The sequence below is a fragment of the Paenibacillus sp. NAIST15-1 genome (assembly GCF_001894745.1).
Classification (GTDB): domain Bacteria; phylum Bacillota; class Bacilli; order Paenibacillales; family Paenibacillaceae; genus Paenibacillus_B; species Paenibacillus_B suaedae.
Map to the genome: position 1 here is coordinate 141,896 of NZ_BBYF01000009.1, position 25,124 is coordinate 167,019.

General features: G+C 44.1%; 26 protein-coding genes. 11 read left to right on the forward strand and 15 right to left on the reverse strand.

Going from position 1 to position 25,124, the window contains the following annotated elements; translation table 11 throughout:
- Positions 1-24: 24 nt before the first annotated feature.
- The gene (locus PBN151_RS18995) at positions 25-861 is read right to left on the reverse strand and encodes a protein-glutamine gamma-glutamyltransferase (protein WP_072730270.1); all 837 of its coding nucleotides are present in this window, start codon (positions 859-861) and stop codon (positions 25-27) included.
- Between the two features lie 28 nt (positions 862-889).
- Positions 890-994 carry a BBE domain-containing protein gene (locus tag PBN151_RS32550; protein ID WP_370510435.1) on the reverse strand — a complete coding sequence of 35 codons (105 nt, stop codon included), beginning with the start codon at positions 992-994 and terminating at the stop codon, positions 890-892.
- Between the two features lie 394 nt (positions 995-1,388).
- Here PBN151_RS32550 and PBN151_RS19000 point away from each other — a divergent pair, with 394 nt between their 5' ends.
- On the forward strand, positions 1,389-2,438 hold the full coding sequence (locus tag PBN151_RS19000; protein WP_072730271.1) for a hypothetical protein: 1,050 nt from the start codon (positions 1,389-1,391) through the stop codon (positions 2,436-2,438).
- Positions 2,439-2,615: 177 nt separating this feature from the next.
- Here the strand turns inward: PBN151_RS19000 and PBN151_RS19005 are convergent, their stop codons facing one another.
- The gene (locus tag PBN151_RS19005; RefSeq protein WP_021252781.1) at positions 2,616-3,335 is read right to left on the reverse strand and encodes a YebC/PmpR family DNA-binding transcriptional regulator; all 720 of its coding nucleotides are present in this window, start codon (positions 3,333-3,335) and stop codon (positions 2,616-2,618) included.
- 265 nt (positions 3,336-3,600) lie between these two features.
- On the opposite strand from PBN151_RS19005, the gene udk reads away from it, so the two are divergent.
- A complete protein-coding gene (gene udk / locus PBN151_RS19010) occupies positions 3,601-4,224 on the forward strand; it encodes a uridine kinase (protein ID WP_021252782.1) in 624 nt (207 codons plus the stop codon).
- 132 nt (positions 4,225-4,356) lie between these two features.
- On the opposite strand, the gene PBN151_RS19015 is transcribed toward udk, so the two are convergent.
- The 7 genes from PBN151_RS19015 to PBN151_RS19045 all read right to left on the reverse strand — a co-directional run bounded on the left by PBN151_RS19015 (position 4,357) and on the right by PBN151_RS19045 (position 13,272).
- A complete protein-coding gene (locus PBN151_RS19015) occupies positions 4,357-7,029 on the reverse strand; it encodes a DUF4855 domain-containing protein (RefSeq protein ID WP_072730272.1) in 2,673 nt (890 codons plus the stop codon).
- Positions 7,030-7,410: 381 nt separating this feature from the next.
- On the reverse strand, positions 7,411-7,938 hold the full coding sequence (locus PBN151_RS19020) for a GNAT family N-acetyltransferase (protein ID WP_072730273.1): 528 nt from the start codon (positions 7,936-7,938) through the stop codon (positions 7,411-7,413).
- A 101-nt stretch (positions 7,939-8,039) separates the two neighbouring features.
- Positions 8,040-8,798 carry an ABC transporter ATP-binding protein gene (locus PBN151_RS19025; RefSeq protein ID WP_021252791.1) on the reverse strand — a complete coding sequence of 253 codons (759 nt, stop codon included), beginning with the start codon at positions 8,796-8,798 and terminating at the stop codon, positions 8,040-8,042.
- 4 nt (positions 8,799-8,802) lie between these two features.
- A complete protein-coding gene (locus tag PBN151_RS19030) occupies positions 8,803-11,121 on the reverse strand; it encodes an ABC transporter permease (RefSeq protein ID WP_072730274.1) in 2,319 nt (772 codons plus the stop codon).
- A gap of 284 nt (positions 11,122-11,405) precedes the next feature.
- Complete coding sequence (locus PBN151_RS19035) at positions 11,406-12,053, reverse strand: TetR/AcrR family transcriptional regulator (protein ID WP_021252793.1); 648 nt, start codon at positions 12,051-12,053, stop codon at positions 11,406-11,408.
- A gap of 205 nt (positions 12,054-12,258) precedes the next feature.
- The gene (locus PBN151_RS19040) at positions 12,259-12,546 is read right to left on the reverse strand and encodes a hypothetical protein (RefSeq protein WP_021252794.1); all 288 of its coding nucleotides are present in this window, start codon (positions 12,544-12,546) and stop codon (positions 12,259-12,261) included.
- Positions 12,547-12,624: 78 nt separating this feature from the next.
- Positions 12,625-13,272, reverse strand: a complete 648-nt coding sequence (locus PBN151_RS19045) for a 2OG-Fe(II) oxygenase (protein ID WP_072730275.1) — start codon at positions 13,270-13,272, stop codon at positions 12,625-12,627.
- Between the two features lie 286 nt (positions 13,273-13,558).
- On the opposite strand from PBN151_RS19045, the gene PBN151_RS19050 reads away from it, so the two are divergent.
- From PBN151_RS19050 to PBN151_RS19070, 5 genes are all read left to right on the forward strand, one after another.
- A complete protein-coding gene (locus PBN151_RS19050; protein ID WP_072730333.1) occupies positions 13,559-14,218 on the forward strand; it encodes an SGNH/GDSL hydrolase family protein in 660 nt (219 codons plus the stop codon).
- A gap of 63 nt (positions 14,219-14,281) precedes the next feature.
- Positions 14,282-14,500, forward strand: a complete 219-nt coding sequence (locus PBN151_RS19055; protein WP_028533469.1) for a hypothetical protein — start codon at positions 14,282-14,284, stop codon at positions 14,498-14,500.
- A 187-nt stretch (positions 14,501-14,687) separates the two neighbouring features.
- Positions 14,688-15,476: a GNAT family N-acetyltransferase gene (locus PBN151_RS19060; protein ID WP_072730276.1), complete on the forward strand. Its 789-nt coding sequence runs from the start codon at positions 14,688-14,690 to the stop codon at positions 15,474-15,476.
- A gap of 157 nt (positions 15,477-15,633) precedes the next feature.
- The gene (locus PBN151_RS19065; RefSeq protein ID WP_072730277.1) at positions 15,634-16,029 is read left to right on the forward strand and encodes a VOC family protein; all 396 of its coding nucleotides are present in this window, start codon (positions 15,634-15,636) and stop codon (positions 16,027-16,029) included.
- Between the two features lie 443 nt (positions 16,030-16,472).
- Positions 16,473-16,778, forward strand: a complete 306-nt coding sequence (locus PBN151_RS19070; protein ID WP_028533466.1) for a hypothetical protein — start codon at positions 16,473-16,475, stop codon at positions 16,776-16,778.
- A 349-nt stretch (positions 16,779-17,127) separates the two neighbouring features.
- Here PBN151_RS19070 and ribD read toward each other — a convergent pair whose 3' ends face one another.
- The 4 genes from ribD to PBN151_RS19095 are packed head-to-tail and all read right to left on the reverse strand — an operon-like array spanning position 17,128 to position 20,122.
- The gene (gene ribD / locus PBN151_RS19080) at positions 17,128-18,231 is read right to left on the reverse strand and encodes a bifunctional diaminohydroxyphosphoribosylaminopyrimidine deaminase/5-amino-6-(5-phosphoribosylamino)uracil reductase RibD (RefSeq protein ID WP_072730334.1); all 1,104 of its coding nucleotides are present in this window, start codon (positions 18,229-18,231) and stop codon (positions 17,128-17,130) included.
- Positions 18,224-18,988 (reverse strand): GTP cyclohydrolase II, encoded by a 765-nt coding sequence (locus tag PBN151_RS19085; RefSeq protein WP_072730279.1) that lies wholly within the window; start codon positions 18,986-18,988, stop codon positions 18,224-18,226. The genes ribD and PBN151_RS19085 overlap by 8 nt, the downstream gene beginning before the upstream one ends.
- A 55-nt stretch (positions 18,989-19,043) precedes the next feature.
- Complete coding sequence (locus PBN151_RS19090) at positions 19,044-19,703, reverse strand: alpha/beta hydrolase (RefSeq protein WP_072730280.1); 660 nt, start codon at positions 19,701-19,703, stop codon at positions 19,044-19,046.
- On the reverse strand, positions 19,700-20,122 hold the full coding sequence (locus tag PBN151_RS19095) for a DoxX family protein (RefSeq protein WP_370510436.1): 423 nt from the start codon (positions 20,120-20,122) through the stop codon (positions 19,700-19,702). The genes PBN151_RS19090 and PBN151_RS19095 overlap by 4 nt, the downstream gene beginning before the upstream one ends.
- A 144-nt stretch (positions 20,123-20,266) precedes the next feature.
- Here PBN151_RS19095 and PBN151_RS19100 point away from each other — a divergent pair, with 144 nt between their 5' ends.
- Entirely contained in the window at positions 20,267-20,818 is a 552-nt protein-coding gene (locus PBN151_RS19100) for a helix-turn-helix domain-containing protein (protein WP_072730282.1), read from the forward strand.
- A gap of 72 nt (positions 20,819-20,890) precedes the next feature.
- Here the strand turns inward: PBN151_RS19100 and PBN151_RS19105 are convergent, their stop codons facing one another.
- Positions 20,891-22,660, reverse strand: coding sequence for an oleate hydratase (locus tag PBN151_RS19105; protein ID WP_072730283.1), 1,770 nt, complete (start codon positions 22,658-22,660; stop codon positions 20,891-20,893).
- Between the two features lie 152 nt (positions 22,661-22,812).
- Between PBN151_RS19105 and PBN151_RS19110 the strand changes: the two genes are divergently transcribed.
- The 3 genes from PBN151_RS19110 to PBN151_RS19120 all read left to right on the forward strand — a co-directional run bounded on the left by PBN151_RS19110 (position 22,813) and on the right by PBN151_RS19120 (position 25,060).
- A complete protein-coding gene (locus PBN151_RS19110) occupies positions 22,813-23,388 on the forward strand; it encodes a TetR/AcrR family transcriptional regulator (protein ID WP_083545222.1) in 576 nt (191 codons plus the stop codon).
- A 279-nt stretch (positions 23,389-23,667) separates the two neighbouring features.
- Complete coding sequence (locus tag PBN151_RS19115; protein ID WP_072730284.1) at positions 23,668-24,123, forward strand: hypothetical protein; 456 nt, start codon at positions 23,668-23,670, stop codon at positions 24,121-24,123.
- A 322-nt stretch (positions 24,124-24,445) separates the two neighbouring features.
- Complete coding sequence (locus tag PBN151_RS19120) at positions 24,446-25,060, forward strand: DUF1796 family putative cysteine peptidase (RefSeq protein ID WP_072730285.1); 615 nt, start codon at positions 24,446-24,448, stop codon at positions 25,058-25,060.
- Positions 25,061-25,124: the final 64 nt, after the last annotated feature.

Below are 25,124 nucleotides of genomic sequence, written 5' to 3' on the forward strand. Positions count from 1 at the left end.
TTCAACCGCCGCCTTCCTTCGAAACTAAACCTCCCTGCTAGGATCCCTGTATGTCTTCGTACCAATTCTAGCAGCAACACCCCATCCACGATGCTCGGAAATGGCTACGTTCCGATTGTCGCGACCATATTGGAGTCGCTGTAGGGCATCAAAATCCGGATGAATGACCTCATTGGATAAATAAGCCGAGGTCTTGCTTCCAGGCTTCCTCGCTCCATTCAAGGCTGTGATCATACCCTGTGAAGAGGTAATGCCAATACCATGCCCGTAATAGAGATCGTTGCCCAGCTTCACGACATTTTCTCCTTGCCACTCCGGAGTACGCGGATTGTAGTCTGGATTTCTAAAATAAAGAATATCCCCTAAAAATGTCTCAGCGAGGTTTGAGTTCGACACCAATCGAAGATTACGGTCATAATTCCAATCCCATAGAAGCAAATCCTGAAAGTAACGGTCAAAAACGGTTTCACCAAGCGTATCTATGACTGCCTTGTACAGAACGATAATAATAGCTGTCGCACATTCAAATGCATACTGTCCCCCATTATGGAAAATATCGTTGATGGCAGCAGAAGGCGAGACACCTCTTCTTAATTGAAATCCCCCCCTGTCCGTGCGTATCCAATACCTCTCGTTGCATCTGGAATCGTCGAATCCAGCAAAATCCACCCCACTATCGTGCAATGCCTTCGCCGCATTCACGATATTGGAGCGCATTCTCAATTCGAACTTCAAGTCATCAAGGGAGTTATATCGATAAACGACAGGACTCTTCTGCTTAGCCGCAATTACACTCCTCTCCAACTCCGATAATCCCAATGTATTGAACTGTCCTGTGTTAACACCTGCAATCTCGATCATTCTTACTCTCCTCCTAAAGTTCCTCTGATTACCGAACGCTTTGCGGGGATCGGAACACATGAAACGGATCGCACTCCTGATTAACTAGGTGTAACCTACAGTACTCTATGCGCCCCCATCTACTCGGGTTCATGTCAGAAAAAGGGGCCTACATCGGATAAGCATGAAATCTTCATAAAATAACAGAACTTAAAGCTTATACTACAATATGGAAATCAGTGCAAAAATCCGCTACAATAGTGATTATCATCATCAATACCTGCATGTTCACCTCAACCTTCTGTCTTTCTACTTCCCTTGTTTGCCTTCATCCACACGACATTCAAATTCCTTATTGTGAAGATCGGATAAAAGAATCGGATAGGTGCTCTCGACTGCCTGATACACGGAATATGGACGTATGAGATACCGCCGTTAATACATAGATGGCTTACAACCTGTGTCTAAAAGGAGGGATCTTAGCTAACCAGCTTGGCTCTACGCATGATTAGAAGACGGAATGTTCTGATAATGAAGGAGGAGTATTGATGAATGTTGGAATACAGCCTGGGAGTGGGCTATATTTGCATGTTAAATGGTTCGCAGCCGATCACGAGTGGACACCTCAAGCAATGAGCAAGGTGCTCACCCCTACCTTTCTGTTCTGGTTTAGCTTCACGATTGTAGTATTGCTGCTTGTTTCGAGATATAACGCAGCTTTGGAGCGCATCCCTATCGTTGTGAAGGTACATTCATTTCTCAATAAGTTAAAACGCTTTCACCTATTGATTATGCGAGTGGGTGTTGGCATTGCACTGTTGATGCAGATAAGCACAGGCTCCTACCTAGCTCCCACATTGCGAATCGAGACATGGTGGGTCTATGCACTTCTTATTACTAGCTTGCTTGGTCTGCTTCATCGCAAGACCTTGTTTATAAGCGGTATAGTGTTAGGCGTCTTATATGTGAAGGCACTCGCTAATTATGGAATGTTCCACATGCTCGACTATATGTTCTACCTCGGCATCATTTATTATTTGCTTGTCTCGAACACGAGATGGAGCCGTTCTGGCATCCCTGTCCTCTATATATGGACCGGCTTGTCTCTTGCGTGGCTTGCGATGGAGAAGCTGACCCTCGCCAAGCTGGCGTGCTCCCTGATGCACGAATACGGAATTCCGTCACTAGGCTTTACCGTTGAAGACTTCGTACTGATCAGCGCCTTTATTGAGCTTGGCCTTGCATGGGCATTTATCGTCGGTATTATGAATCGATTCACAGCTCTGCTATTAACCGGATTATTCCTCGTCACAACCACTGTATTCGGATTTACCGAAATCATCGGCCATATGATTATGCATACGATACTGCTCATCTTCCTTATTGTTGGCCGGGACGGCTATACGACATTTCTGCTCTCCAGACGCGCTCCCAAACTACGCAGCTTCTTCGTGGTGCTGCACTTCACCATTATGATCTTCAGTATGATGACCGTGTACATATGGATGGGGCAGCCTAGCAGCGGATTTACTGTACCTGATCCTGCGACGCAAGCAGCACAAGCGAGTAAAATACCGGCATTTTGCCCAATCAAGTGACGCAGCTAGTAGCATTTTTACCAGTAACCTCGTATGTCGTGTCGGCCAAAAATTTAAGCGTTATAACTTATTGACCATTGGTACCTCGACGTAGGTGGCTGTTTTTCTCTCAACAGAAATGAAAAAAGACACCATTCGGGTGTCTTTTTTCATGATGCATATCGTATTGCGGCTCGACTATCCTTCCAGATCCACGTTGTGGTAGACTTGCTGCACATCATCAAGATCTTCGAGCGCATCAATCAGCTTCTCGAACTGTGCCTTCTGATCGTCGTCCAAGACTACTTCGGTCTGGGGCAGCATCGTAATTTCAGCTACGCTGAATTCCGTAATGCCCTCATTCTTCAGCGCTTGCTGAACAACATGGAATTGATCCGGCTCCGCGTAGATGATTACCGCTTCATCCTCTTCCAAGATGTCGCGTGCGTCTACATCGGCGTTCATCAAGATTTCCAGAACATCGTCTGCACTCTTGCCTTCCAGACCGATAACGGCCGTCGGACTGAACATATACGTTACAGAGCCGCTTACGCCGAGACTTCCGCCATTTTTGTTAAATGTGGAACGAACCTCCGAAGCAGTGCGATTCACGTTATTGGTCAAAGCGTCTACGATCACCATGGAACCGCTTGGACCAAAGCCCTCATAGCGAAGCTCATCATAGTTCTCATCGGAGCCGCCCTTTGCTTTCTCGATCGCGCGATCAATGATCGCCTTTGGTACATTGTATGTTTTGGCACGTTCAACCACGAATCGCAATGATTGGTTCAGCTCGGGATCAGGCTCGCCTTGCTTCGCTGCAACGTAGATCTCTCTGCCGAAACGCGCATATATACGACTCGTATTCGTGTCCTTAGATGCTTTTTTTTCCTTAATATTATTCCATTTACGCCCCATACTGTATCTCGCTCTCTTTCCGCATAAAGTATGCATACTCCATATAATTATATCTTTTCGAGAGAGCTTGGGCAAATATGAAAACTTTTGAATTTCAATTCTTAGCTAGTTATATTGGCGATTTTTCCGGTAAAATTCAGACATTTCTAGCAAACAAGATATCCGTTCACACTGTTAATTCGTACAAAGGTGTAAAAAACAGAAAGCTGTGTTAAAATACTGTAATTGCACCCGCTATTTTGTTAGGGAGGTTTAGTGAATCACCATGCTCATTATCGGTATCACCGGAGGCACCGGATCCGGCAAAACAACGGTTGCCAAGTCCGTCATTGACCGTCTTGGATCAGATAAAGTCACATTCATTTCCCAAGACAACTATTACAAAGATCATTCTCACCTCAGCATGGCTGAACGCGAAGTAATTAACTTCGACCACCCGCTCGTATTCGACAACGAGCTGCTGCTTGAGCATGTGAACCTGCTCAAGCAAGGCAAAACTGCTTATGCACCGGTATACGACTTTACCGTTCATGCCCGTTCCACGGATGAGACGGTAGAGCTGAAGCCGAATAATATCATCATCATCGAAGGGCTTCATGTGCTGTTCGATGAAAATTTACGTCAATTGCTCGACATTAAAGTATTTGTGGACACCGATCCAGATGTACGGATTCTACGCCGTGTACTTCGCGACATTGAAGAGCGCGGTCGGACGATTCATTCGGTCTACAACCAGTATCTGACTTCGGTCAAGCCGATGCACGATGCATTTATCGAGCCTTCTAAGAAGTACGCTGACCTGATTATTCCAGAAGGCGGTCAGAACGAGGTAGGCATTCACATGCTGTCTGTGCTGACAGAGAAATATTTGACGAGCGAATGGAATTAACGTGAAGAAGCCGCTCGAATGGCAGACCTGCATCTGCCATTCGAGCGGCTTATTTTCTTATGAGCCAAGTGGCTTTTTGCTAAATGGTATACAGTCAGTGAGGAGATATCGCCCTCTCTGTCTGTTATGGCTTTACATTGTAGGTTCGAAGCTTTCCAGCGTCTTCATGCCATCGGCTCCAAAAATATTGTATACTCCAAATTCATAGAAGGAGTAGCCATAGTCCGTGTTTCTTTGAATTCCTTCGAACTTCACATATCTCGCTTCTGTTGGCGTGAAGTGAATTGTGTCCCGCCCATCTTGAGCCGTAATGATTCCATCGTTCTTTGTCGTGACATTTACCCATTCTTTCTTATCGTTAGACACGAGGATTCTGTATGTTTTGGCGCGAGCGTATTCCCAATCAATGCGGATCGTATCGAACTCCTTCACCTCGCCAAGATCAACCGTGAACCATGAATCATCTACATAATTGCTTGCCCATCTCGTAGCAGGGGATCCGTCCACTGCTTTTTGCGGCATGTAATTCGGGCTATTGCTCTCTACCGAGGAAGCTTCAACCGCCTTATTTTCCGCCAAGTTGCCAAGAAGGTAGTAAGCATTATCCTTCAGCGTATTGTAAGCACCATCTGCAATGTGGCCTTTGATTTTCTGGAACTCCAGCATTGCATTGAACATCTTGATAAACTTATTGAACTTTTCATCATTACCTTCGAATCTCTTCGCATTATCCAAATGAGCCTGCAAGGAGCGAGCCGCCCCCGGATTTTTGAACTGGTTCTCTTGCTCGAATTGATCAACTAATGTTTTGATGAGATCCACATTTGTCCCAGCATCAATGATATAAGTTGTCTTTTTCGATTTGCCCGAAGTCACCGTAACCGTAAGTTCATGCTTGCCAAGCTTGCCTGCAAAGTTAATTGGCGTACCTGCTGTGTACGGCTTGCCGTCGAATGTCGCAGTAACTTTAATAATGCCGCTTCCGTCGTCATCCTTGAGCTGCCATGTAAATTGCACCGTCTCTGTGGCCGGCACTGTTGTATGGCTCTCCAACGGCTTTCCGTTCATTTGTACGTCAGCATCGGAAGGAACGCCGCTATTCACGCTGTATGTGCCCTTCACGAATTGGTACAGCCAATCATACAAGATCCGATTGGATGGATCCTTGCTTACGGCTGTATTATATACAGCGTCATTGCCCTGATAGTAAGCATTGTAACCATTTTGCATAAACCCAGTTTCTGCGCCGTTGTTCAAGTACTCGATATACTTCTCACGGAAATGGTTATCCGTCAGCATCCGGTCATCAAACTCCAGCTCCATGCCCATGCCGTGCTGTTTCGCTAAGTACGCTGCGTCCGGCAAGCGCTCAGGGTCGATGTCATCCTCGAAGAAGTAATTTGGCTGGTAAGCCACATTATCGATGCCAACATCCTTCCACAGGAATGACTTGTATCCGGAGAAGAACGGAACCCAGAACAGCCTCATGCCCATGTCATGCACCTTGGCACTTGTTGCACGAAGCAGATCTGGTCCCTTGCTATGTGTGCTGATCTGCTCATCTAACCAGTACATGCCGACAAGCTCCAAATTGGAGTAGTTGGCAGCAGCCCACTTCTGCTTCACTTGATCCAGCCACCAGTGAACGGCCTTCACCCGGTTAGCAAGTGCCTGTTCCACACCGATCGAGTCGCTGAAGCTCAAGTTGCCATCGCCAATATCACCGAAGTCAGCGATGCCTTCTGCTGGATATGGGATCATATACACGACTTTCGTTTTACGGTTAGGATCGTTCAGCTTCACCCCGACTTCTTTGGTCGCTTCATTTAATTGATACATATCGCCTTGCGCTGCAAATGTCTTTTCTAAGTACCATTTCCAGTCGTCCAGCTTGCTGTTCAGTCCCAAATTACGGCCCATTGGTGTATCTAATCCAAGATAGAGAACTCCATCGAACAGCCAATCCTTCGGATTGCCTGCCTCATCTACATAGCTAATATTCGGAATGATGCGCTCCTTCGACCAATCACCCTTGCCATTCGCATAGTGCCCGTTGTACAGCAGCCCAAGATCGCTAATTCCGGCAGTCGCTTCTCCTGGTGCTTGGAAGGCTGGTGTCTGCGTAGGAACAGTATCTGCACCTTGCACCTTGCCGTCTTCGCCTAGAATTTCAACTTCATCGACTAACGTCATCGCCCTGTTATGCATCATGAAGCTTATCTTCACATAACGTGCATAAGCGATGCCACCGTACGCCAATCCTTCTTTGTTCGGATCCTTGATTCCCTCTTTGTTGCCCTTCCATTCAAACGTCTCTTCATGCTGTCCGTCTATCCATAACGTTTGGAGTGCATTATGAGATAACAAACCCCAATTTTCCTTATCGTCCGATACGTAAATAGACACGGTCAACGGTAAAAGGACATTGTTGTTCGGCCAATCCTGCAAGAAATGAGCCTTAACGGATGAGATTGATTTATTCTCGCCGAGGTCAAATACCACTTCACGCGTTCTCTTCTTCAAATGTCCGACCCATGCCGGGTCTGACTTCGTGACCTTGCCGTACTTGCCATCTGTCAGCTTATAGCCATCATCAGCATACCCTGCTTCTGGTGCTTGCGACCATTCATAAGGGAGACCTAGAGCCAGATTGCGCTCCCCTTGCTGAGGTTCAGCAGCTTGCTGCGCCGTATATTGCTCACTCGCTGGCAACGACGTATTCGCCTCCTCCGCCTGTACTAATGGAACCATCATTGAGAGGGCTAACACCGTAGACATTACGATGGATAACCATTTCTTTTTCATTAATTGAACTCCCTTTCTATATGTAAGATTATGAATGTCATCAAATTCGGTAAGCATGTAATTTGATTGAATATTATTGCGGTTTCATATCTCCCTCCCTTTTCAACTGATAAAACCCACGTATATGATAGCGCTTACTTTTAAAATAAGAGACTTTCTGTCCTATTCAAATAGATTAATCATTACTTTTGTATACTTTTGTTTACCTACTCTATCAAGACATCATTTTATTTGATTTTGCCAGGGATCAACCCCGTAATATAGCACACCCAATTGACTGCGATGAAATTAATACCTTCCTATGCAAAAAGGAGCTTCGTCCATTTGGAAGAGCTCCTTTTGAATGTATAAAGACTCTGATCTACCTAAATCGTCATAGGTCTACTGTTCTTGCTCCGACTTCCTCGAGAAGCAAGAAGCATACAATTTCAGTTCCTCTTTATTTGTAGCAACGTGCCCCTCTAACTTCATTCCGATTTTCTCTAACAGATGACCGGATCGTTCGTTGTCTATCGTGGTGATGGCTACTATGCGTTCTAAACCAAGCGTCGTTCGACCGTATTCCAATGTTGCGGCAGCCGCTTCGTAGGCGTATCCCCGCCCACGGAACTCAGGGAGGAAGGCAAAGCCGATGTCCACATCTGTCAGGGAGTCCCTCTTGATAAGTCCGCACAATCCGATAGGAGTCGAATCTTCCTTCAATTCCGTCAAAAACAAACCAAAACCTAGTCGCTCATAGCTCTCCATCGGACCACTCACAATATAGTCACGCGCACCTTCAACCGTTCTAATCCCTCTATCGCCAATATATCGGTGCCACGCTTCATCGTTCAAGAGTCGTAATATAAACTCTGCATCATCCACAGTCAACTTGCGAAGAATTAATCGATTCGTTTCTATAACCGTCAACGCAGCTGCCCCCTTATACTCAATTCTGGTGCATGTGAATTCCCGTAACTACCATATATAAGTATGCAATTGACGTTGTATGTCTATCGAGAACCGACAAATTAGATGCCAACTTCCCTCATCTTCACTGTAATTTGCTCAATCCTGCCGTCCATATCTATCCCCGTAAACTTAGGGAGACTCAACTCGCTCACAATCGCTCCATCACGCATGAACATAATGCGCTCCGTCCGTGCCGCAACCTTGGCGTCGTGAGTAACAAGCATGACCGCAGTACCTGCTTCGTTGATTTTAGAAAAGATGTCCATAATCTCCTGTGCCGACTTCGAATTAAGCGCACCCGTAGGTTCATCACCAAAAATAATTTTGGGACTGTTCATAAGCGCACGGCATATCCCTGCACGCTGAAGCTGACCACCCGACACTTGTGTAATGTCGCGCTTTTCTAGCTCCGCAATGCCCACCCTCTTCATGAGTGCCCTTGCCTTTTCCGTAATTTGTGCAGCATTCTTTCGATTGTCCCTCATAGAGGGAAGAATGATATTGTCGAGGATATTCAGGTTTTTCAACATCGTCGGCTGTTGGAACACGAACCCCATTTTTGTTCTGCGTATATCAGACAACTCGTTCTCGCCAATCTCCGCTAAATTCTTATCGTCCATGATGACTTTACCGCCATTTACGCCATCTGTTCCGCTCAGTGCGAACATCAGTGTTGATTTTCCCGATCCTGAAGGTCCCATGACCGCGACGAATTCGCCTTCATTGATTTCAACGGATACACCGTCGAGAACATTGCGCTTCTCATCACCCTCGCCGAAAGATTTTACGAGTTGATCGCCGATAATGATCTTCTTCATATGCCTACTCCTTTATACTTTCGGAAATTTTGATTTGCCCTGCTCTCGATGTACCGATGATGGTTGCGATAAGCACAGTACCGATCATCATTAGTGGGCTAAGCAGATACGCTGACAGTGGATTGACCGTAAATTGGAACGCCGACGCCCCAAAGTAAGAGACCATTGCCCCCGCAAGCATCTCTCCGAGCGTATTGGCTAGAAGCGTTCCAAGGACAATGCCCACAATCAGCACGAACACGGAACGCGTCACATACTGCGCCTGAATATCCGAATTTGTAAAACCGAATGCCTTCATAACGGCAATGGAGTATCTATCCTTTGCAACAAGCAGTTTCATAAACAACAAGGTAACCAGTACCGCTATCAACAACGCAACGGCAATTGCGGAATAGGATGCCTTGCCAACAGCACTGATTGTCGAGCCAAATGTCTGTGCCATAAACTCATCGATGTCTGACACCTTTGCAAAAGGGAATTTATCCGCATATTCTGAAACTTTACTACCGATAAGCGATTTGTCAGCAATTACCGCACTGATCACAACCCACATCATCTCTGCCGACTGATCGGTAAACACCGCCTTTGCGGTTTTGCCTCCATTGGTAATGTCAGAATAAATGCCGCTTACCTTGAGATTTTTTTCTTTCCCCTCTATCACTAGAGTCATGGTATCGCCGACTTTTTTGTCGAGCTCTTTGGCGTTCATCACCGACAGCGCCACTTCATCTTCTACACGTGGAGCCGTACCCTCCGAATATTGCACTGGGAATACGGAATGGTCTCCGAGCTCGATCTTTACCCTTTCCTCCGAGCCATTCTCCATCTTAGCTTTAAATGTTTTGGTTGTGAGTACCGCATACTTGGAGATCGCGCTATCGTTGCTCATTGTTTTGAGCATTTCAGCTGCCTTCTCAGACATATGGTCAGTCTGCTGTATATCGATGCGCATATCGCTGTTGCCTATCCCCATATATTTGATGAAGCTTTTTGAGGAAATGGTGTTGTAGAGGTTCTGAGGAACGATGATGATAAATGCCGAAATCACCAACACGGCAAGCATTGTAACGTATAGCTTCTTCCTCGCAAGCACATCTTTGATACCAAGAAAAGCATTGGTATGGAACAGTTTGTTGTTACTCAGATTGAAGCGTTTTGCGCCCGAGGCCTTTTCCTGAGAGGTTCCATATCGAATGGCTTCGGCAGCGGATATTTTCCGGAAGCGTCTTAGCACTCCATTTACAAAAGCAATAATTGCCCCAAATACAAGCAGTACGCCGATTACCCCGAACAGCATAGCAAGAGAAGTGTTCTCGCTTTCTCCCATATACATGCGGATATTTTCAAGGAGCATCCCTTTGAATACAAAAGAAAGTGCATAACCGAGCACACAGCCTGCCGCTGCAATCGCCGCATACTTCACCAGATAAATTCCCTTGATATCGGCAATGCGGAGCCCTATGGCCTTCATCACGCCAATCTCTCGGTAATCGTCTTCGATCTTCGCCAGGAGTGTAAAGCGGATGCACATCAATGCGATTGCTACAACAAGTACGCTGACTAGAAGGATCACCCCTATCATCATCCCGTCGGAAATCGCGTTAAGTGTTTTGAAGAGAGAATATGTAATCGCTGGCCCGTTCGCTTCAAGTCCAGAAGAGGCATAAGCCGTTTCGAATTCACTCGTCTTAGACAAATCCTTGAGTCTAAACTCGATCAAATACTCGACGTTCCCTGCATGTTTTAACTCCTCATAATCATGCTCGCTGACCAGCATTCGCTTCGAAGAAGCTAACGAGGAATTCATTTGCGAATCTCGAAGCATGCCCGCAACCGTGAACTCCTTCCCGCTTATGTTCGCCTTGTCGCCAATCTTCGTGATTCCGTCCTTGATGTAGCTGATCGGAATGTACAGTTCTCCATCGGATGCTTGGATAGGACTGCCGTCAAGATTCAAGAGGAAGTCGAACTTCTCGCTCTGGACAGTAAGACCATTGTCCTGCACACTATTAGCAAGTGAACCATTGCCAAAGCGGATTTGCGAGCCGTCCATATTCAAAAACTCAAGCACCTGAAAGTCTTCAACATTAGCATCTTGCTCCGCAAAAGCATTCAGCCGTGCTGTGTTAAGTGCACCTGAGTGCATCTGCATAAAATGCGGCGTTTTCGCCTGAATCATAAGTGTGTCTAACGCGCCTGTTAGATTGACGATGAGAATTGCCGCCAGTGAGACAAGCATTGCCGCAGCGGCAACAAATATCATCGTTGTCAGGGTTATTGCCTTGCTCTTCAACATGTCATTACGGATTATCCTGAAATGCATACGTCACCTCTGTTCCTCGAACTTCTTAGCCGATTTCAAGTCGTACAGAATCACAAAAGCCATGCAGAACAAAATTGCAGCAATAAGTCAGCGATGTTCATAAGTAACCTAAGCAACCCTTCCCTGTTATCTGTCACTAGTCATATGGCTATCTTCCCTGATGATAGAACGAGAACTTATATGTTCCGGCTCTGTTTGAAACTAGGACGTTTTGGTCGGATACGAAACCTTCATGATCTCAAGAAAAAATTCACATTTTTTCCGAATAATGTAGTTCTATTTAACTACTCGGCATGTTTTCCGTTTATGTTTCCGAACATCCTCATCGTGTGAATGAGACTTCCCTCTGCAGCCCCAAGCAGTCTCTCTATGTTATAAACAAATGCCTGCATACGTAACATCCGCTCTTCGTCCGTCAATTCAACCACATCATCATCCAACACGGTATTTGCATAGATCACGATCATCTCCATGCATTCATATGGGAACGGCGTATGGAACATGCCCACCTGGATGCCTTCGCGGATAATTTCCGCCAGTATCGGCGTAACGCCGTTAATGATGACCTTCTGTATTTTCTGATGCATAAGTGCGTTCTGCGGCTTGTGAATATGCTCCATTATCTCCTTGCTGCTCCCGCCGCTTATGTTCAGTGCCATGACTACACGGATAATACGCTCGACTACAGGGATGCTCTTGTCAGCAGCAATATCCTGCGCCGCACCTAATAGACGGACATTGTACCGCTCGATCAGCGCGTCTAATATATCCTCCTTCGATTTAAAGTGGTGATATAAGGTTCCACGTGCAATCCCGACCTTATCGAGGATATCGTTTGTACTTGCACCGTCAAAGCCTTTCAGGCCAAAAAGCTCATCCGCTGCGTCAAGAATTTCATTTCTACGCTCTTCGGCTTCTTTTACAATTCTCATCCATATACCTCTTTCTTTAGTAGACCGACTGCCTGTCTGTTAGATGTTAACATAAACCAATCTATTAAAAAAGGACTTTTGCCCTAAAAAATTTGAATACATGGAAGGGTTTAATAAGTATCCCTTAACGCTTTTGTTGGGTATTAAAAAAGCTCAGACCTAATCAGGTCGAGCCTTTTGTAAAGCAACCACTATTTCGTCTTCATCATCTATCCAAAAACCGGATTACTGTACCGTAAGAAAAAATCTCCATAACCTGCTTTTTGCCAATCAAACTATCAGAAACAGCTACACGATATTCAAATTGACAACTTATCACAGCATCCCCACGCAATTGTTCACATTTTTTCTTTAACTGATTTTTAACTCCCTCAAAGGCTAAATTAGGGTCTGCAGATTTATAATAGCCTTCTTTGTGAGAATCCATCGCGAATATGGTATCAATCACTTCATAATTTCTTTTCAGATCACCTGTTGTGATGATTACTGACATAACCTATCCCTCCGAATCCAATGATTTGTATGTAATCAAGGAGTATTTCGGCAAAGGGCAAGGGCATTCCTTCCAAACCTATGAAATTCGAAAGGTTTGTCTTCTCATCCACATCGTGGCGACCCACTTTTCGCCTTTGCTTACAGGTGTACCTGCATGCAGGGTAAGTTCGTTTAATTCAGGATTACTGTAAAAATATTCGAAATAGACCGCCATGCCTTTATTAGGGAACACGGATAAATTAAGCTTAGGAAAGGTCGTTTCTCCGCCTTCCTCCACATCATTCAGATACATAACTAGTGTACTAATTCGATTATTGCCACTTGCCCGACTCGTCTCAGCGAAGTAATCATAATGCGGTTTATACTCCTGACCGGGGGTATAGAGCAGCACTTGCAAACCATCACCATGCTCGATCGGAATATTCATGATATGAGCGATTCGCTTCTCAATCCTTGCGACCGACTCACTGTCTTCACAAAATACTCCACTGCTCGTTCTAATTTGATCGACCGAACGGTCTTCTCCGATTTTGGAGCGCTGCAGCCGATCTCTTGAGTGTTCAATCAGTTCATCGCACTCTTCATTACTAAGGACATTTCCTAATACCATAACCAAGGGCTCCTCATATTTGGCAAGGATTCGAATCTCTCGATCTTCTGTCTTAATTGTGCTTCCGACATGATCAAAAATAGTACGTTCTTTCTCCGTCGCGTTCCCGATCATCCTTAGGTATCCCCCAGCTAATGACATCAATCACAAAAATAAGATACCATAAAATGGTCATTCCGCTCTACTAATTTTTAGAAAGGTACAGACCACTCTCACCTTTACCTCTACATTCCGAATCATACATTCCTGACTCACAACTAATACGCAGCCGCAATATAATGTTTCTAGGCTGTATGTGACGAAAATACACGAGCATTCAGTCAAACGTTATCATTGTTATTGTTTTCATCTGGTGGTTGACGTTGTCTTTATGATAAAGAGTGGAACGGGTGATATCATTATGATCTATACGGCTCTTGGGGACTCCATCACATTTGGGGAAAATGCTTCTTCACTAGCACAGTCTTATCCCCGATTGATCGTCTCTGCGTTACATTCAAAATCATGCAGAGCCCAAGGCTTTGTTCTGGCTCAGCCTGGTTGGAACAGCTATGATCTATTGGATGCTTTGATTTGGCGCGGGGCTCCTGTAATCAGTCATTCCTCTGTCGTTTCGGTATGGATTGGCGGGGTGGACTTAGCGAACACGGCACTAGCCGCGCTTAGATCTAAAACAGCACCGGAAGTAAAACATATGATTGCAAACTATGAACGGAATTTAAGTTCCATTTTCACTCAAATTCAAGCAGGAAGCTGTGCTCGAATCGTTTGCTGCACCCAATACAATCCATTTCCCAAAAGTCCTCTTGCCGTTGATGCGGTAAGCAAATTAAATCTTCTAATCAGTGAAATTTCCCGTCATTTTGATGTTACGGTAGCTCCCGCTCATAAGTGGTTTGAAGGGAAGCAGGCCGAGCTTATCTATGGATTTCAACATGGAAAGATTGAAGATGCACTGGGCGGATTTTTGCCGATACACCCGAACAACAGGGGTCACCAAGTGATTGCAGCGAAGTTGGCGCCATATCTTTTTCCAAACACTCCCCCGCTTTTTACTTAACGAATAAGTTCTAGTATAATAGCGAAGAATGAAAATAGTACAAATCCAAAGGAGGGATTGCACATGGATATCAAAGCAAAAATTGAAGAAGTCGTTGCAAAAGTCAAAAACGATCCGGACTTCTCATCTAAATTTATGAGTGATCCTGTCTCGGCGATCGAATCTGTAATAGGGATTGACCTGCCAAATGATCAGATCAATGCATTAATCGAGGGTGTAAAAGCGAAATTGACCGTAGATAAAGCCAGCGGCGTTTTTGATTCGATCAAGAAGCTGTTCTAATTTGTACATAACAAGTTGAACAGTTCTCATACAAAGGGGATATACAAGTCATGTGAAATGACCTGTATATCCCCTTTTCGTATTTTTGCAGCTGCTTAACTGGCCATGGCCGGAATCCTAATATAGTAATATCTCTGGGTGCATGATATGGTAATACAGGAAACTATTATTAGAAAGAAGGAATTGAATGATTTATAAAGCAGATCACAATGTAAGAGAAAAATTGGTACCTATGTTCGAACATATGGATAGCACGATTGTTCTCTCCTATCTCCAAGGACATATGGGTGATGCTTGGGTAGACAACCTTGAAAATCCAACTGTTGCTCAAATCACTGTGGGGATTTTTGTGTTTTATGCGGGGAACCCCAGCGCAGAAGAATCTGAAGAATTACTTCACAATCTTCCTGAATTTACGCTTGCAATTGTTGATTCGGATGGGTGGAAAAAGCGGATAGAAACGGTTTACAAAGGATCCTATGAGAAATTTCAGCGATTCAGATTTAAAAAAGATTCTGTGGATTTAGATAGAGCACACATACAGAATCTACTGTCTGCATTACCTGAAGAATATGAAATTAAAAAAATTGATAAAGAGATAGCTAACGCCCCTTCCTTCCATGAGCTCTCAGAAGACTTTGTCAGTCAGTTTGATTCGATTGATGATTTTATGGAAAGAGGAATCGGGTATGCTATTTTACATAAAGGGCAGGTTGTTTCTGCGGCAACATCATTTAGCATCTATGATGACGGAATCGAGATCGAAATTGCGAGTCACCCTAACCATAGAAGGAAGGGACTTGCAGCAACTGTTGCCTCTGTACTGATTTTAGATTGTCTGGATAGAGGGAAATACCCGAGTTGGGATGCGGCGAATGCTGAGTCTGTTGAGCTAGCAAAAAAGCTGGGATACACGTTCAAGGAATCTTACGACACATATTTTATTAATAACAAAGTGAACAGAAGCCAATCTTAGATCCTCCAGCATTTCTTTATACGCCTGTAAACAGGTAAATCCCTAACTGATTTTATTATGGAATGTATTATTTTTTTGGGTAATTACAATAATGATCTAGGGGAATCAAAAAGCATGCATAATAGGATTTTAGAAAATCAAAACGTAGGAGGTAATCATGGGCAGAATCGTTCATTTTGAAATTCATGTAGATGACATGGAACGTGCTAAGAAGTTTTATGGAGAGGTATTTGGATGGACATTTGAGGATTGGAGCGATTATGCTGGAATGCCCTATTTCGGAGCTACGACTGGGGATGCAAATGAACTGGGCATTAACGGGGCTTTGATGCAACGTAAAGGCACTACCCCTGAATCAGGTCAGCCTTTGAATGGCTATGCATGTACAATGGGAGTGGAAGACTACGATTCTACTGAAACAAAAATTCTAAAGTTGGGAGGCAAAGTCGCATTGCCGAAGCATGCACTACCCGGAATGGCATGGCAGGGGTATTATATTGACACCGAGGGAAATACTTTTGGGATTCATCAGCCAGATAAGAATGCAAAATAGAATTTTTTCCTTTACACATAGAAAAACCCGGCCGCTTGAGAGGTCGGGTTTTTCTATGTGGATCTTATTTTATATACGTGAGAGATGCGAATCTAAGACGAAGCTGATTAATAGAAAAACAATCATTCTGCCATTCATTTTCTCTTCCCCTTTATCAAGGGTGTGCTAAAACAGACCAAACCCCTTTTTAATTACATGGACATATGTCCATTTCATTTTTACACCATTTACTTCTGTCATCTTCTGAATTCTGGTTTGACTTCATGGTGGCGAGGGGACTATTGACTTCTCCATTGGACTTGCTGCCTAAGCTTATCCTACGATGACTACCTTTGGGTTTGAAATCGACCAATGTTATCAATCCCATCCACAAATCGTCACTCCCCTATAGGCATCTGCATACGATGGAGAAAATGAACAAATCTAAATTGGAGGTCACGACTATGAGCTTGCAACAACAGGGGCAACAAGAACAAACACTGTATCGAATGGATCCAACGACTATGCATAACGTAAGATCCATTCAAGATCACATAGGAAATATATGCCGCAACCATATGAATAAACTTGTTCTAGTGGAGACGATGGATGGCGATGTTTTTGAAGGGGTACTTATCCACTGTGAAAGAGGAATTTTATACTTACGACTTCCAAGCCATGGGGCTAGTCGCGGTTTTGTTCCTGGTTTCCAAAATGATTTCGTCTTGCCCCTAGTGCTGTTCAATTTACTCGCCATTTCATTAATATAGGCCTGATCAAGCCTAATCTAAGGAGTGAAATCTTATGGCATTTGTATCGCCTCAAGGACCACAAGGAATACAGCAGGCACCATCCTCCCCTCCTCCACAATTTGCACCACCACAACCCGCTGCTACAGCGTTCGCCATCGATCCTGGAGCTATTTCTGGTTGTTTATTCCGCAACACGTATGTGTGGTTGAGAAATGGGAACTCGTTCTGGTTCTTCCCAACCTTTGTTGGACGTAGATCCGTTGCAGGTTTTAGGTGGACCGGTTTTGGATGGATGTATACGGGAGTCGATCTAAGAAGCATTGTGTCATTTACATGTTTTTAGAGAAGAAAATAGCGGCCCAGTCCCTTACCGGTACTGGGCTTTTGCATATGGGTAACCCACAAATTTAAAATCTTTACCTAAGGGCTGCACACTGACATTGTGAAGCTCTACAGCGCCACTCATCTTTTCGATCCCTGTCCCGCCGAGAAAGGACGATGCATTCCGACCACCTATCAACTTTGGAGCCATGTAAATAATGACTTTGTCGATGAGTTTATTCTCAAAAAAGGCTGCATTGATTTCACTACCGCCTTCTATCAAAACGGAAGAGATCATCTCCCTGCCCAAAAGCTGAATAACTTCGGTTGGATTGACCCTGCCCGTCTGTTCCGTAACAAAGACTTTAACGCCTGCCTTTTCTAATGCCGCCCTCTTCTCGGCGTCATGAGAAGTTGTTGTAAACACCCAAGTAGGAGCTTCTCCATCTGTAACTACCTTAGCCCCCAAAGGTAACCGTAAAGAGGAATCCAAAACCACGCGTATCGGATTCCTACCGTTAGGCAGCCTTGTTGTAAGCTCGGGGTCATCTGTAAGCACCGTGTTGACGCCAACTAGGATCGCGGCATTCTGATTACGGAGAACGTGGACATCTTCCCGAGCTGCTTCTGAAGTAATCCATTTGCTATCGGAAGAGTAGCTATTGATTTTCCCATCCATCGTGATTGCTGTTTTTAAAGTCACAAACGGAATATGCTGTACAATGAATTTATTGAAAACCTCATTCATTTGGTAAGATTCTTCTTCACATACTCCCGTGATGACTTCGATTCCTGCCTCCCGGAGAATATCCACCCCTCTCCCCGAAACGAGCGGGTTAGGGTCAAGTGCTGCGATCACCACTTTTTTAATGCCTGCTTCAACAATAGCAACTGCGCATGGCCCTGTTCTGCCATAATGGGAACAAGGCTCAAGCGTCACATAGATGGTCGCTCCCCGCGTAAGCTCTCCAGCCATGCGGATCGCATGGATTTCGGCATGGGGTTCGCCTGCCTTCATATGAACTCCGATGCCCACGATGCGGTTTTCGTTGACAATCACAGACCCTACAAGCGGGTTGGGATCAGTCTGCCCCTTCATGGCCTTTGCATTCTGTATGGCCAGCCGCATATAGAATTCATGGTTATTCATCATTGTTGCAGGAGCCATTCCCTTCGTTTATATGTCCCGACCGCACGATTTTGGTTTTTAAGTATTTTTCATTATATTCCGATACATCCCCCCAAAGCTGTACCCGATCTTCCACTGCCATGCCTGCGTTTCGAAGCGCATCAATCTTTTTAGGGTTATTGGTTATCAGTGTAACCGGTTTGGTCCGAAGGACATTTAATACTTGTATCGCATCACTATAGTCACGGGCATCGTCAACAAATCCAAGTTTAAGATTGGCATCTACGGTATCGTAACCATTTTGCTGAAGGATATAAGCCAGCGCTTTACTGAAAAGCCCGATCCCTCTGCCTTCGTGGTTGGCAAGATAAAACAGCGCGCCAGTTCCATGTTCGGCAATATGCACCAATGACTGCTCTAGCTGATATCCGCAATCACAGCGTTTGCTGCCGAAAATATCCCCCGTGTGGCAAATGGAATGGAACCGGATTAAAGCATGATCTGCATTCTCGAAGTCTCCGTGCACCAGCACACTCGATTGTTGAAATTCAGCTAAATTCACATTTGATAATTTGGCAACAATATGCTCAAAATCTTCCGTTACCTCGCTGCAATTCAACCAGCAATACCATTTAAACTGAACGGTCTCCCCCTGCAAATTAATCGGAAGATTTATTGGTCCGACTAGATAAATGGCACCGTTTTCCGTGTTGATCATTTTAATTCTCTCTTGTAGAAGAGAAATGACTTTCGGATCAAACTCCTTAACAGCAGGCATTAACACAACTCCTCTTTTAACCAATGTTTATGTTTTATTGTGAACGAAACAACTTTTATTCCCTGTTAATGGTTAAACCAGCATCCCGCCTAAGCCAATCCAGAACATCACGTTGATTTTCTTCCGAAACGCCATGGTCGGTCGGGTATATCTTTAATGTGATTCGTTGCGTGTGTTCCTTTAAATATGTCGCCGTTTCATGCACGATTCTGACTGGGAATACGGAATCATACTCACCGTGCGAGACAAATACCGATACATTATTCAGACTTCGAAGTGAATATTCCGTCTTTACAAAGTCAGGAATGTATCCATTCAACGCAACAATTCCCTTTAGTTGATCCCCCATTGTAAGTGCAAGCGTCATGGATAAAATGGCGCCTTGACTGAAGCCGAGCAAGTAACATTTGCCCGGATCGATTGGATACTTATCCATCGCATATTGAATGAAAGCTTCGAGCTGTTTTATCGCCTCATCAAACATCTCTCGAATGGGATTGCCCAAACTTTTCAGTTCGTAATATTGATATCCTGCACCAAGCGGTAGATTACCGCGAATCCCAATGACAATGAAATCATCACTTATAGGTGCTACCAAGCCAAACATATTTCCTTCATTAGAACCTTTACCGTGCAGCGTAAAAATAACCGGGTATTTCTTATTCGGTACTACATTGGCAGGCAGGTGAACGTCATATTGGTAAAACGGAGTCATTTGAACCACCCTTTTTGAGACGCTTTTCCTGCCATAATAATGTGGTCAAGCGAGAATGGCGACCGGTCGGCCACTGCAAGGTATAAAGAAACCATCATAAATCCAAGATCCAACTCATAGCCAGCCATTTGAGCATTGCCAAGAAGTCCGGCGGAGAGTTTTGCAGTCAGTATTGCACCAATAAGCATTACTACGAATAACGCCGCTACATAACGGGTAAACAATCCCGCTATCAGCATAACACCGCCCACAAGCTCAAGCAGCGCCACGATATAAGCCGCAAATCCAGGGATACCAATGGAACTGAACCATGCCTCAACATTAGTCATGCCCATTTGAAATTTCGCGATACCATGAAACATAAATATGATTCCTAGCACTACACGCATAATAATTGTTACAGCAGCTGTCTTCGTCACACAAATCACCCTCAAAATAATATTAGTCATAAAGAAATAAAATTCATATTAGTAATACTAATCAAAAGCAAGTAGCGTGTCAACAAAAAAATTGCTAATATACAATTATATTTGTTATCACTAATATTAAAGAGGTGCAGTCCTATGGATATTGGCTCCACAATACGTGCTATCCGAAAACGAAAAAATATAACTATTGCTCAGATCTGCGAAGAAACTGGTCTATCACAAGGATTCATGAGTCAAGTGGAAACGAATAAGACTTCCCCTTCCATATCAACTCTAGAAAACATCGCAAAAGCACTAAAAGTACCTTTAGCTTACTTGCTATTAAAGAAAGAAGATCGGATGAATATTGTTCGTAAAGATGAGCGAAGCATTACGACAAGCGGTTCTGATAAGTTAACAGTGCAGCACTTAAGCTCTACGAAGAACGTAAGGATGATGGTCGTAGAGTTTCCTCCAGGGGCTTCGACAGGGATTGCTCCACATGCGCATGAAGGTGAGGAGGTTCATGTTGTCATTGAGGGAAGAATCTACGCGGAGCAGGGAGAAGACGCGGCCGAATTTGAAAAAGGTGATTCCTTCAGTTGGAACGCATGTACACCCCATTTGGTGAAAAACATCGGTGATGAAACTGCCATCGTTCTAATATCCATCTATACGGAGAACGACAACAATCGGGAGCTAATCTAACTATCAGCTATGTTCGTAGGACATAAAAACGAGGAGTCTTGCCAGTGGCAGAACTCCTCGTTTCGTCTATGTTTAAATCAACTTATACTCTTTAAGCAGCTGCATGATTCTGGTGTGAGAAACTTTTTGCACACCCGTCACTGCTGCTAATTGGATTGCTGGAGGCAGTTCCATATCGATTAGCTTCTTGCCGTCCATCATTTTCGCTGTGGAATCCAACAACACACGGACATCATAAGCGGATCCAAATACTTCTGGCACGCCGCGATCAATGTCAAGAAGCGTGTATACAGCTTCCATGGCGGTACGCACCGAATACTCCGTGGTGAATACCGTGTCTCGCGGTGTTTCGGCAAAGTTACCGATAAAGGCAGCGTTGATACAACCATCAGGAACTACATTCGGACGGTCTCCCGCAGCTCTTGGCATGAAGTAAGAGGTAACATAAGGCATCATGCAAGGCACACAGTTTGCGGAGTTTACGGCAAGATCGTGAATCTCTGCTTCAGGTACGCCCATGTGGTAGAGCCATTCTTCCGTGATCTCGATACCCGTGCAGTCCTTCATCGGTTTCTTGATGTAGTCACCTGGCACGTCGCAATACAAGCTGTAAACCCATACGACGAGCTGATCTTTTGGCTGCGATTTGAAGTGAGGCTGTCGGTTCAAGGTAAAGCTCATCAGCCATTTTGAATCTTTTACTGTCACGATACCGCCGGTAACGACCTTGCCACTGAATGGATCCCGCTTGCAAATTTTCTCGATGTAAGGAGGGATTCGGTCATCCAACGTTGTAACCGTAGCAGACTCCCAGTTGCTTTCCGCAATGTTGCCACAAAATTTGTCTGGACGGCCGAAGGCAGGATCCTGCTCCGCAATCTTCTTCCAAAGCTCCCAGCTTCCCCCGAGGGAGGTATTCATAATGGCAGGAGTGTTGTTGTCGCCTAAAGTGGAGCTCTCGGTATTGCTGCCATTCGTGATGAATACCAGATCATTTTCAGTCAGGTCAAAGTATTTTTCTTGTCCGTGTTGAACATAGACCAGCTTTTTAGCAACTTTCTTGTTCTCCGTAATATCAAACTCAACATTCGTTACGGTCGTTGCATATTGGAAGGTGACGCCATGGCCTTGCAAATACTTCATTAGCGGCAGTGCAAGAGACTCGTACTGATTGTATTTTGTAAATTTCAACGCTGAGAAATCTGGCAATCCCCCGATATGATGAATGAATCTAGCGATATATCTACGCATTTCCATCGCGCTATGCCAAGGCTCAAATGCAAACATCGTCTGCCAGTAAAGCCAGAAATTCGAGTTAAAGAAATCTTCCGAGAAGACATCTGTAATTTTCATATCTTCAAGCGCTTCTTCTGGAGTAAAGAACAACTTAATAATTTCCATCGAAGCGGTTTGAGTAAGTGTGAATTTGCCATCGGTATGTGCATCCTCACCACGATTGAGAATAGCACGCTGCAAGGAGAAGTTCGGATCCTCTTTGTTTAGCCAGTAAAATTCATCTAAGACCGATGCACCCTCTGTTTCAAGTGAAGGAATAGAGCGGAATAGATCCCACAGGCATTCGAAGTGGTTCTCCATTTCCCGGCCACCGCGGATAATGAACCCCCGACCGTCATCGTAGATGCCGTCTAATCCACCTCCAGCAATATCGAGTTCTTCAAGAATATGAATGTTTTCCCCCTTCATCTGACCATCCCGTATAAGGAATGCGGCTGCGGACAGTGATGCAAGACCAGAGCCAATCAGATAGGCGGATTTTTGATCAACACCGAGTGGTTTCTTTGGACGGGCAAAAGCTTCATAGTTACCATTGCTATAATACATCCTTATAACCTCCTTTAGTGGTCCTGACACCTCCACTTTATAAGAGTATGAATGCAATAAAAATAGACAGGTAAAGCCCTGTGTCTAAAATTTAAACTTCAGGAGCCATATGTCTAAAAAATCCATCGGTTATGGTAGAATAATAAGAAACATTGCATCCTAAGGAGAGGTTTCCAATTCATCCGTACACCAAGCATGCATTAGCTGATGCATTGAAGGATATGCTGGGCACCAAGACTTTAGATAAAATAACGGTTAAAGACTTAGTGGAAGCCTGCAAGTTGAATCGCCAAACCTTTTACTATCATTTTCAGGATATTTATGACCTGCTCGGATGGATATATAAAACGGAGGCACTAGGTGCTATCCAGAATAACAAATCCTATGCGACTTGGCAGCAGGGGCTATTAATCATTTTAGAATTTGTGGAGAGCAACAAGGCGCTTTGCATGAACACATGTCGTTCTCTTGGAAAAGAGCATTTGGAAATGTTTTTAAATCAGGTTTTGTTTGAACTCCTGAGCAATGTCATCAATGAAGTTTCGGATTCCCGTGTGATTTCAGAAAAAGACAGGACGTTCATCGTTCAATTTTACAGTCATGCCTTTGCAGGAACGCTGCTGGATTGGATTGAGGATGGGATGAAAACACCCTGTGAGGTGATCGTGAACCACATCGTTCGACTAATGGATGGGCGTTTTATGGATGCAGTGGAGCGTTTTAAGTGAATTTTATCTTGTTTCATTAATTAACCCCATATTAATATGTAGTACTGAGATTTGAAGGTTATTGTCCTTAGTGGTTGAAATCGATGCCGTGCTCGTCTCGTCTGCTGTTGTTTTCCTTCGAAGCAAATCCATCGCTTCCTGTAGGAATACTAAATCTATTATTTCTATCATTTTTTACAAATTGATACTTAATTTAATGAAAACGACCTGGATTTTACTACCAAATACCCCCTATACCTGATAGACTAACGAATAGTATTATATTTCAAGGGGGAAAACATGAAGAACATCACAAAATTTCTATCTATTTTATTAGCCGCAGTGATTATATTATCTGGATGCTCAAGTAATAATGCTGCGGATTCGAAGGATCGATCTGCGGATGAGAAGCTGGCATTATCCTATGTCACAAACTACCACAATGGAACGAAAGAGGCCAAAACGAAGTTTGTTGATGAGAGTATACACCCTGATGTGCAAGGTAAATTCCGTGTTGGTGCTAAGAGAGCGCTCCCGGAGGACGAGCAGCTGAAGGATCCGAAGGTTGTAGAATCTGCTGATTATGATGACGGAGACACAAAAGGATCATTAGTACTCATTCAATCGGCAGACGATAAAGAAATGATTGCGCTGATTACCGAAAATAAAGTTTACATGCATTTTAGTCTACAGAACACGGCTCCAGATACGTACCAAGAAATACGTAGTCAATTTAAAACAGCTAAAAAAGGCTAAATAATAAAATTGAAAAAGAGCCACCGGATCTGAACTGAACCCGCCAGTAGACATTAGAATACAATGATTAAGCAGCCTTAGCTCGTACTCCATCGGGCTAAGGCTGTTTAGTTTTTTCTGCAGCCGTTCATCCCTAATTCCTATCCCCTGTCTTTTCCAACCCTTTTGATTTTTTCATTGGATGTTCGCCTTTTTTGGGCATAGCGAAAAATGTTCATCTAGGCATTTGAACAGGCTAAATTTCTAGATACCCATACAATAGGAATAGAATAGGGAAAATGCCTTGTACCCGTCCAATTATATGAATTTGAGGTGACGGTCTTTGGATTGGAATCAAAACAGAGGAACTTACCATGCATTTATCAGCCTTGGAGCAACGTGCCAGACTGCGCATCAATTAAGAAGACTAAAACTCCGTAAATTTAGTGGCCCACTTGATTGGTTCATTTCCTATCCTTCCTCGAAAATTTCACATCTTCTCAAGACAAGGTTCAATGGATTTATGGAATTAGACAAATTGCGTCTTATAAACATAGTCGATAATCATTATGTTTTACGTGATACGGAATACCATGTAGATTCGTATCATGATTTCCCCGTTCCTTATAATCCCAACCAGCTGTACCCCAAGTTTAAAGAGACAATGGATCGTAGGGTATCCAGATTTTTGAAAACAATAAAAACCGGCCCTGTTTGTTTCGTTCGTACAGAAACCTCAAGCTCTGAGGCGCGGCTCCTGGAACAAGCTTTATATGGCATTTCGCACAAAGATTTCAGGATACTCATAGTTAATTTCCATAATCAGTGGGGAAAAGGCGTCATTTATGACGATTGGGGATTGCAGCGCGTTTCTTCTGTCAAAATTCCACCAGGCAAGAATTGGAGAGGCTCAGACCATCATTGGGATCTCATTATGAAAGGGTTTAAATCGGTATAGTGCCTATTTTCATCTGCCGATTTATTTGAACGCGACAATTAGAAAATCACGTCATTTGAGACGT

Bases quoted from the DNA above. Each gene is read 5' to 3' on its own strand.
- PBN151_RS18995 (WP_072730270.1), bottom strand. From the start codon at position 861: ATGATCGAGATTGCAGGTGTTAACACAGGACAGTTCAATACATTGGGA.
- PBN151_RS32550 (WP_370510435.1), bottom strand. From the start codon at position 994: ATGAACCCGAGTAGATGGGGGCGCATAGAGTACTGTAGGTTACACCTA.
- PBN151_RS19000 (WP_072730271.1), top strand. From the start codon at position 1,389: ATGAATGTTGGAATACAGCCTGGGAGTGGGCTATATTTGCATGTTAAA.
- PBN151_RS19005 (WP_021252781.1), bottom strand. From the start codon at position 3,335: ATGGGGCGTAAATGGAATAATATTAAGGAAAAAAAAGCATCTAAGGAC.
- udk (WP_021252782.1), top strand. From the start codon at position 3,601: ATGCTCATTATCGGTATCACCGGAGGCACCGGATCCGGCAAAACAACG.
- PBN151_RS19015 (WP_072730272.1), bottom strand. From the start codon at position 7,029: ATGAAAAAGAAATGGTTATCCATCGTAATGTCTACGGTGTTAGCCCTC.
- PBN151_RS19025 (WP_021252791.1), bottom strand. From the start codon at position 8,798: ATGAAGAAGATCATTATCGGCGATCAACTCGTAAAATCTTTCGGCGAG.
- PBN151_RS19030 (WP_072730274.1), bottom strand. From the start codon at position 11,121: ATGCATTTCAGGATAATCCGTAATGACATGTTGAAGAGCAAGGCAATA.
- PBN151_RS19035 (WP_021252793.1), bottom strand. From the start codon at position 12,053: ATGAGAATTGTAAAAGAAGCCGAAGAGCGTAGAAATGAAATTCTTGAC.
- PBN151_RS19040 (WP_021252794.1), bottom strand. From the start codon at position 12,546: ATGTCAGTAATCATCACAACAGGTGATCTGAAAAGAAATTATGAAGTG.
- PBN151_RS19045 (WP_072730275.1), bottom strand. From the start codon at position 13,272: ATGATCGGGAACGCGACGGAGAAAGAACGTACTATTTTTGATCATGTC.
- PBN151_RS19050 (WP_072730333.1), top strand. From the start codon at position 13,559: ATGATCTATACGGCTCTTGGGGACTCCATCACATTTGGGGAAAATGCT.
- PBN151_RS19055 (WP_028533469.1), top strand. From the start codon at position 14,282: ATGGATATCAAAGCAAAAATTGAAGAAGTCGTTGCAAAAGTCAAAAAC.
- PBN151_RS19060 (WP_072730276.1), top strand. From the start codon at position 14,688: ATGATTTATAAAGCAGATCACAATGTAAGAGAAAAATTGGTACCTATG.
- PBN151_RS19065 (WP_072730277.1), top strand. From the start codon at position 15,634: ATGGGCAGAATCGTTCATTTTGAAATTCATGTAGATGACATGGAACGT.
- PBN151_RS19070 (WP_028533466.1), top strand. From the start codon at position 16,473: ATGAGCTTGCAACAACAGGGGCAACAAGAACAAACACTGTATCGAATG.
- ribD (WP_072730334.1), bottom strand. From the start codon at position 18,231: ATGAATAACCATGAATTCTATATGCGGCTGGCCATACAGAATGCAAAG.
- PBN151_RS19085 (WP_072730279.1), bottom strand. From the start codon at position 18,988: ATGCCTGCTGTTAAGGAGTTTGATCCGAAAGTCATTTCTCTTCTACAA.
- PBN151_RS19090 (WP_072730280.1), bottom strand. From the start codon at position 19,703: ATGACTCCGTTTTACCAATATGACGTTCACCTGCCTGCCAATGTAGTA.
- PBN151_RS19100 (WP_072730282.1), top strand. From the start codon at position 20,267: ATGGATATTGGCTCCACAATACGTGCTATCCGAAAACGAAAAAATATA.
- PBN151_RS19105 (WP_072730283.1), bottom strand. From the start codon at position 22,660: ATGTATTATAGCAATGGTAACTATGAAGCTTTTGCCCGTCCAAAGAAA.
- PBN151_RS19115 (WP_072730284.1), top strand. From the start codon at position 23,668: ATGAAGAACATCACAAAATTTCTATCTATTTTATTAGCCGCAGTGATT.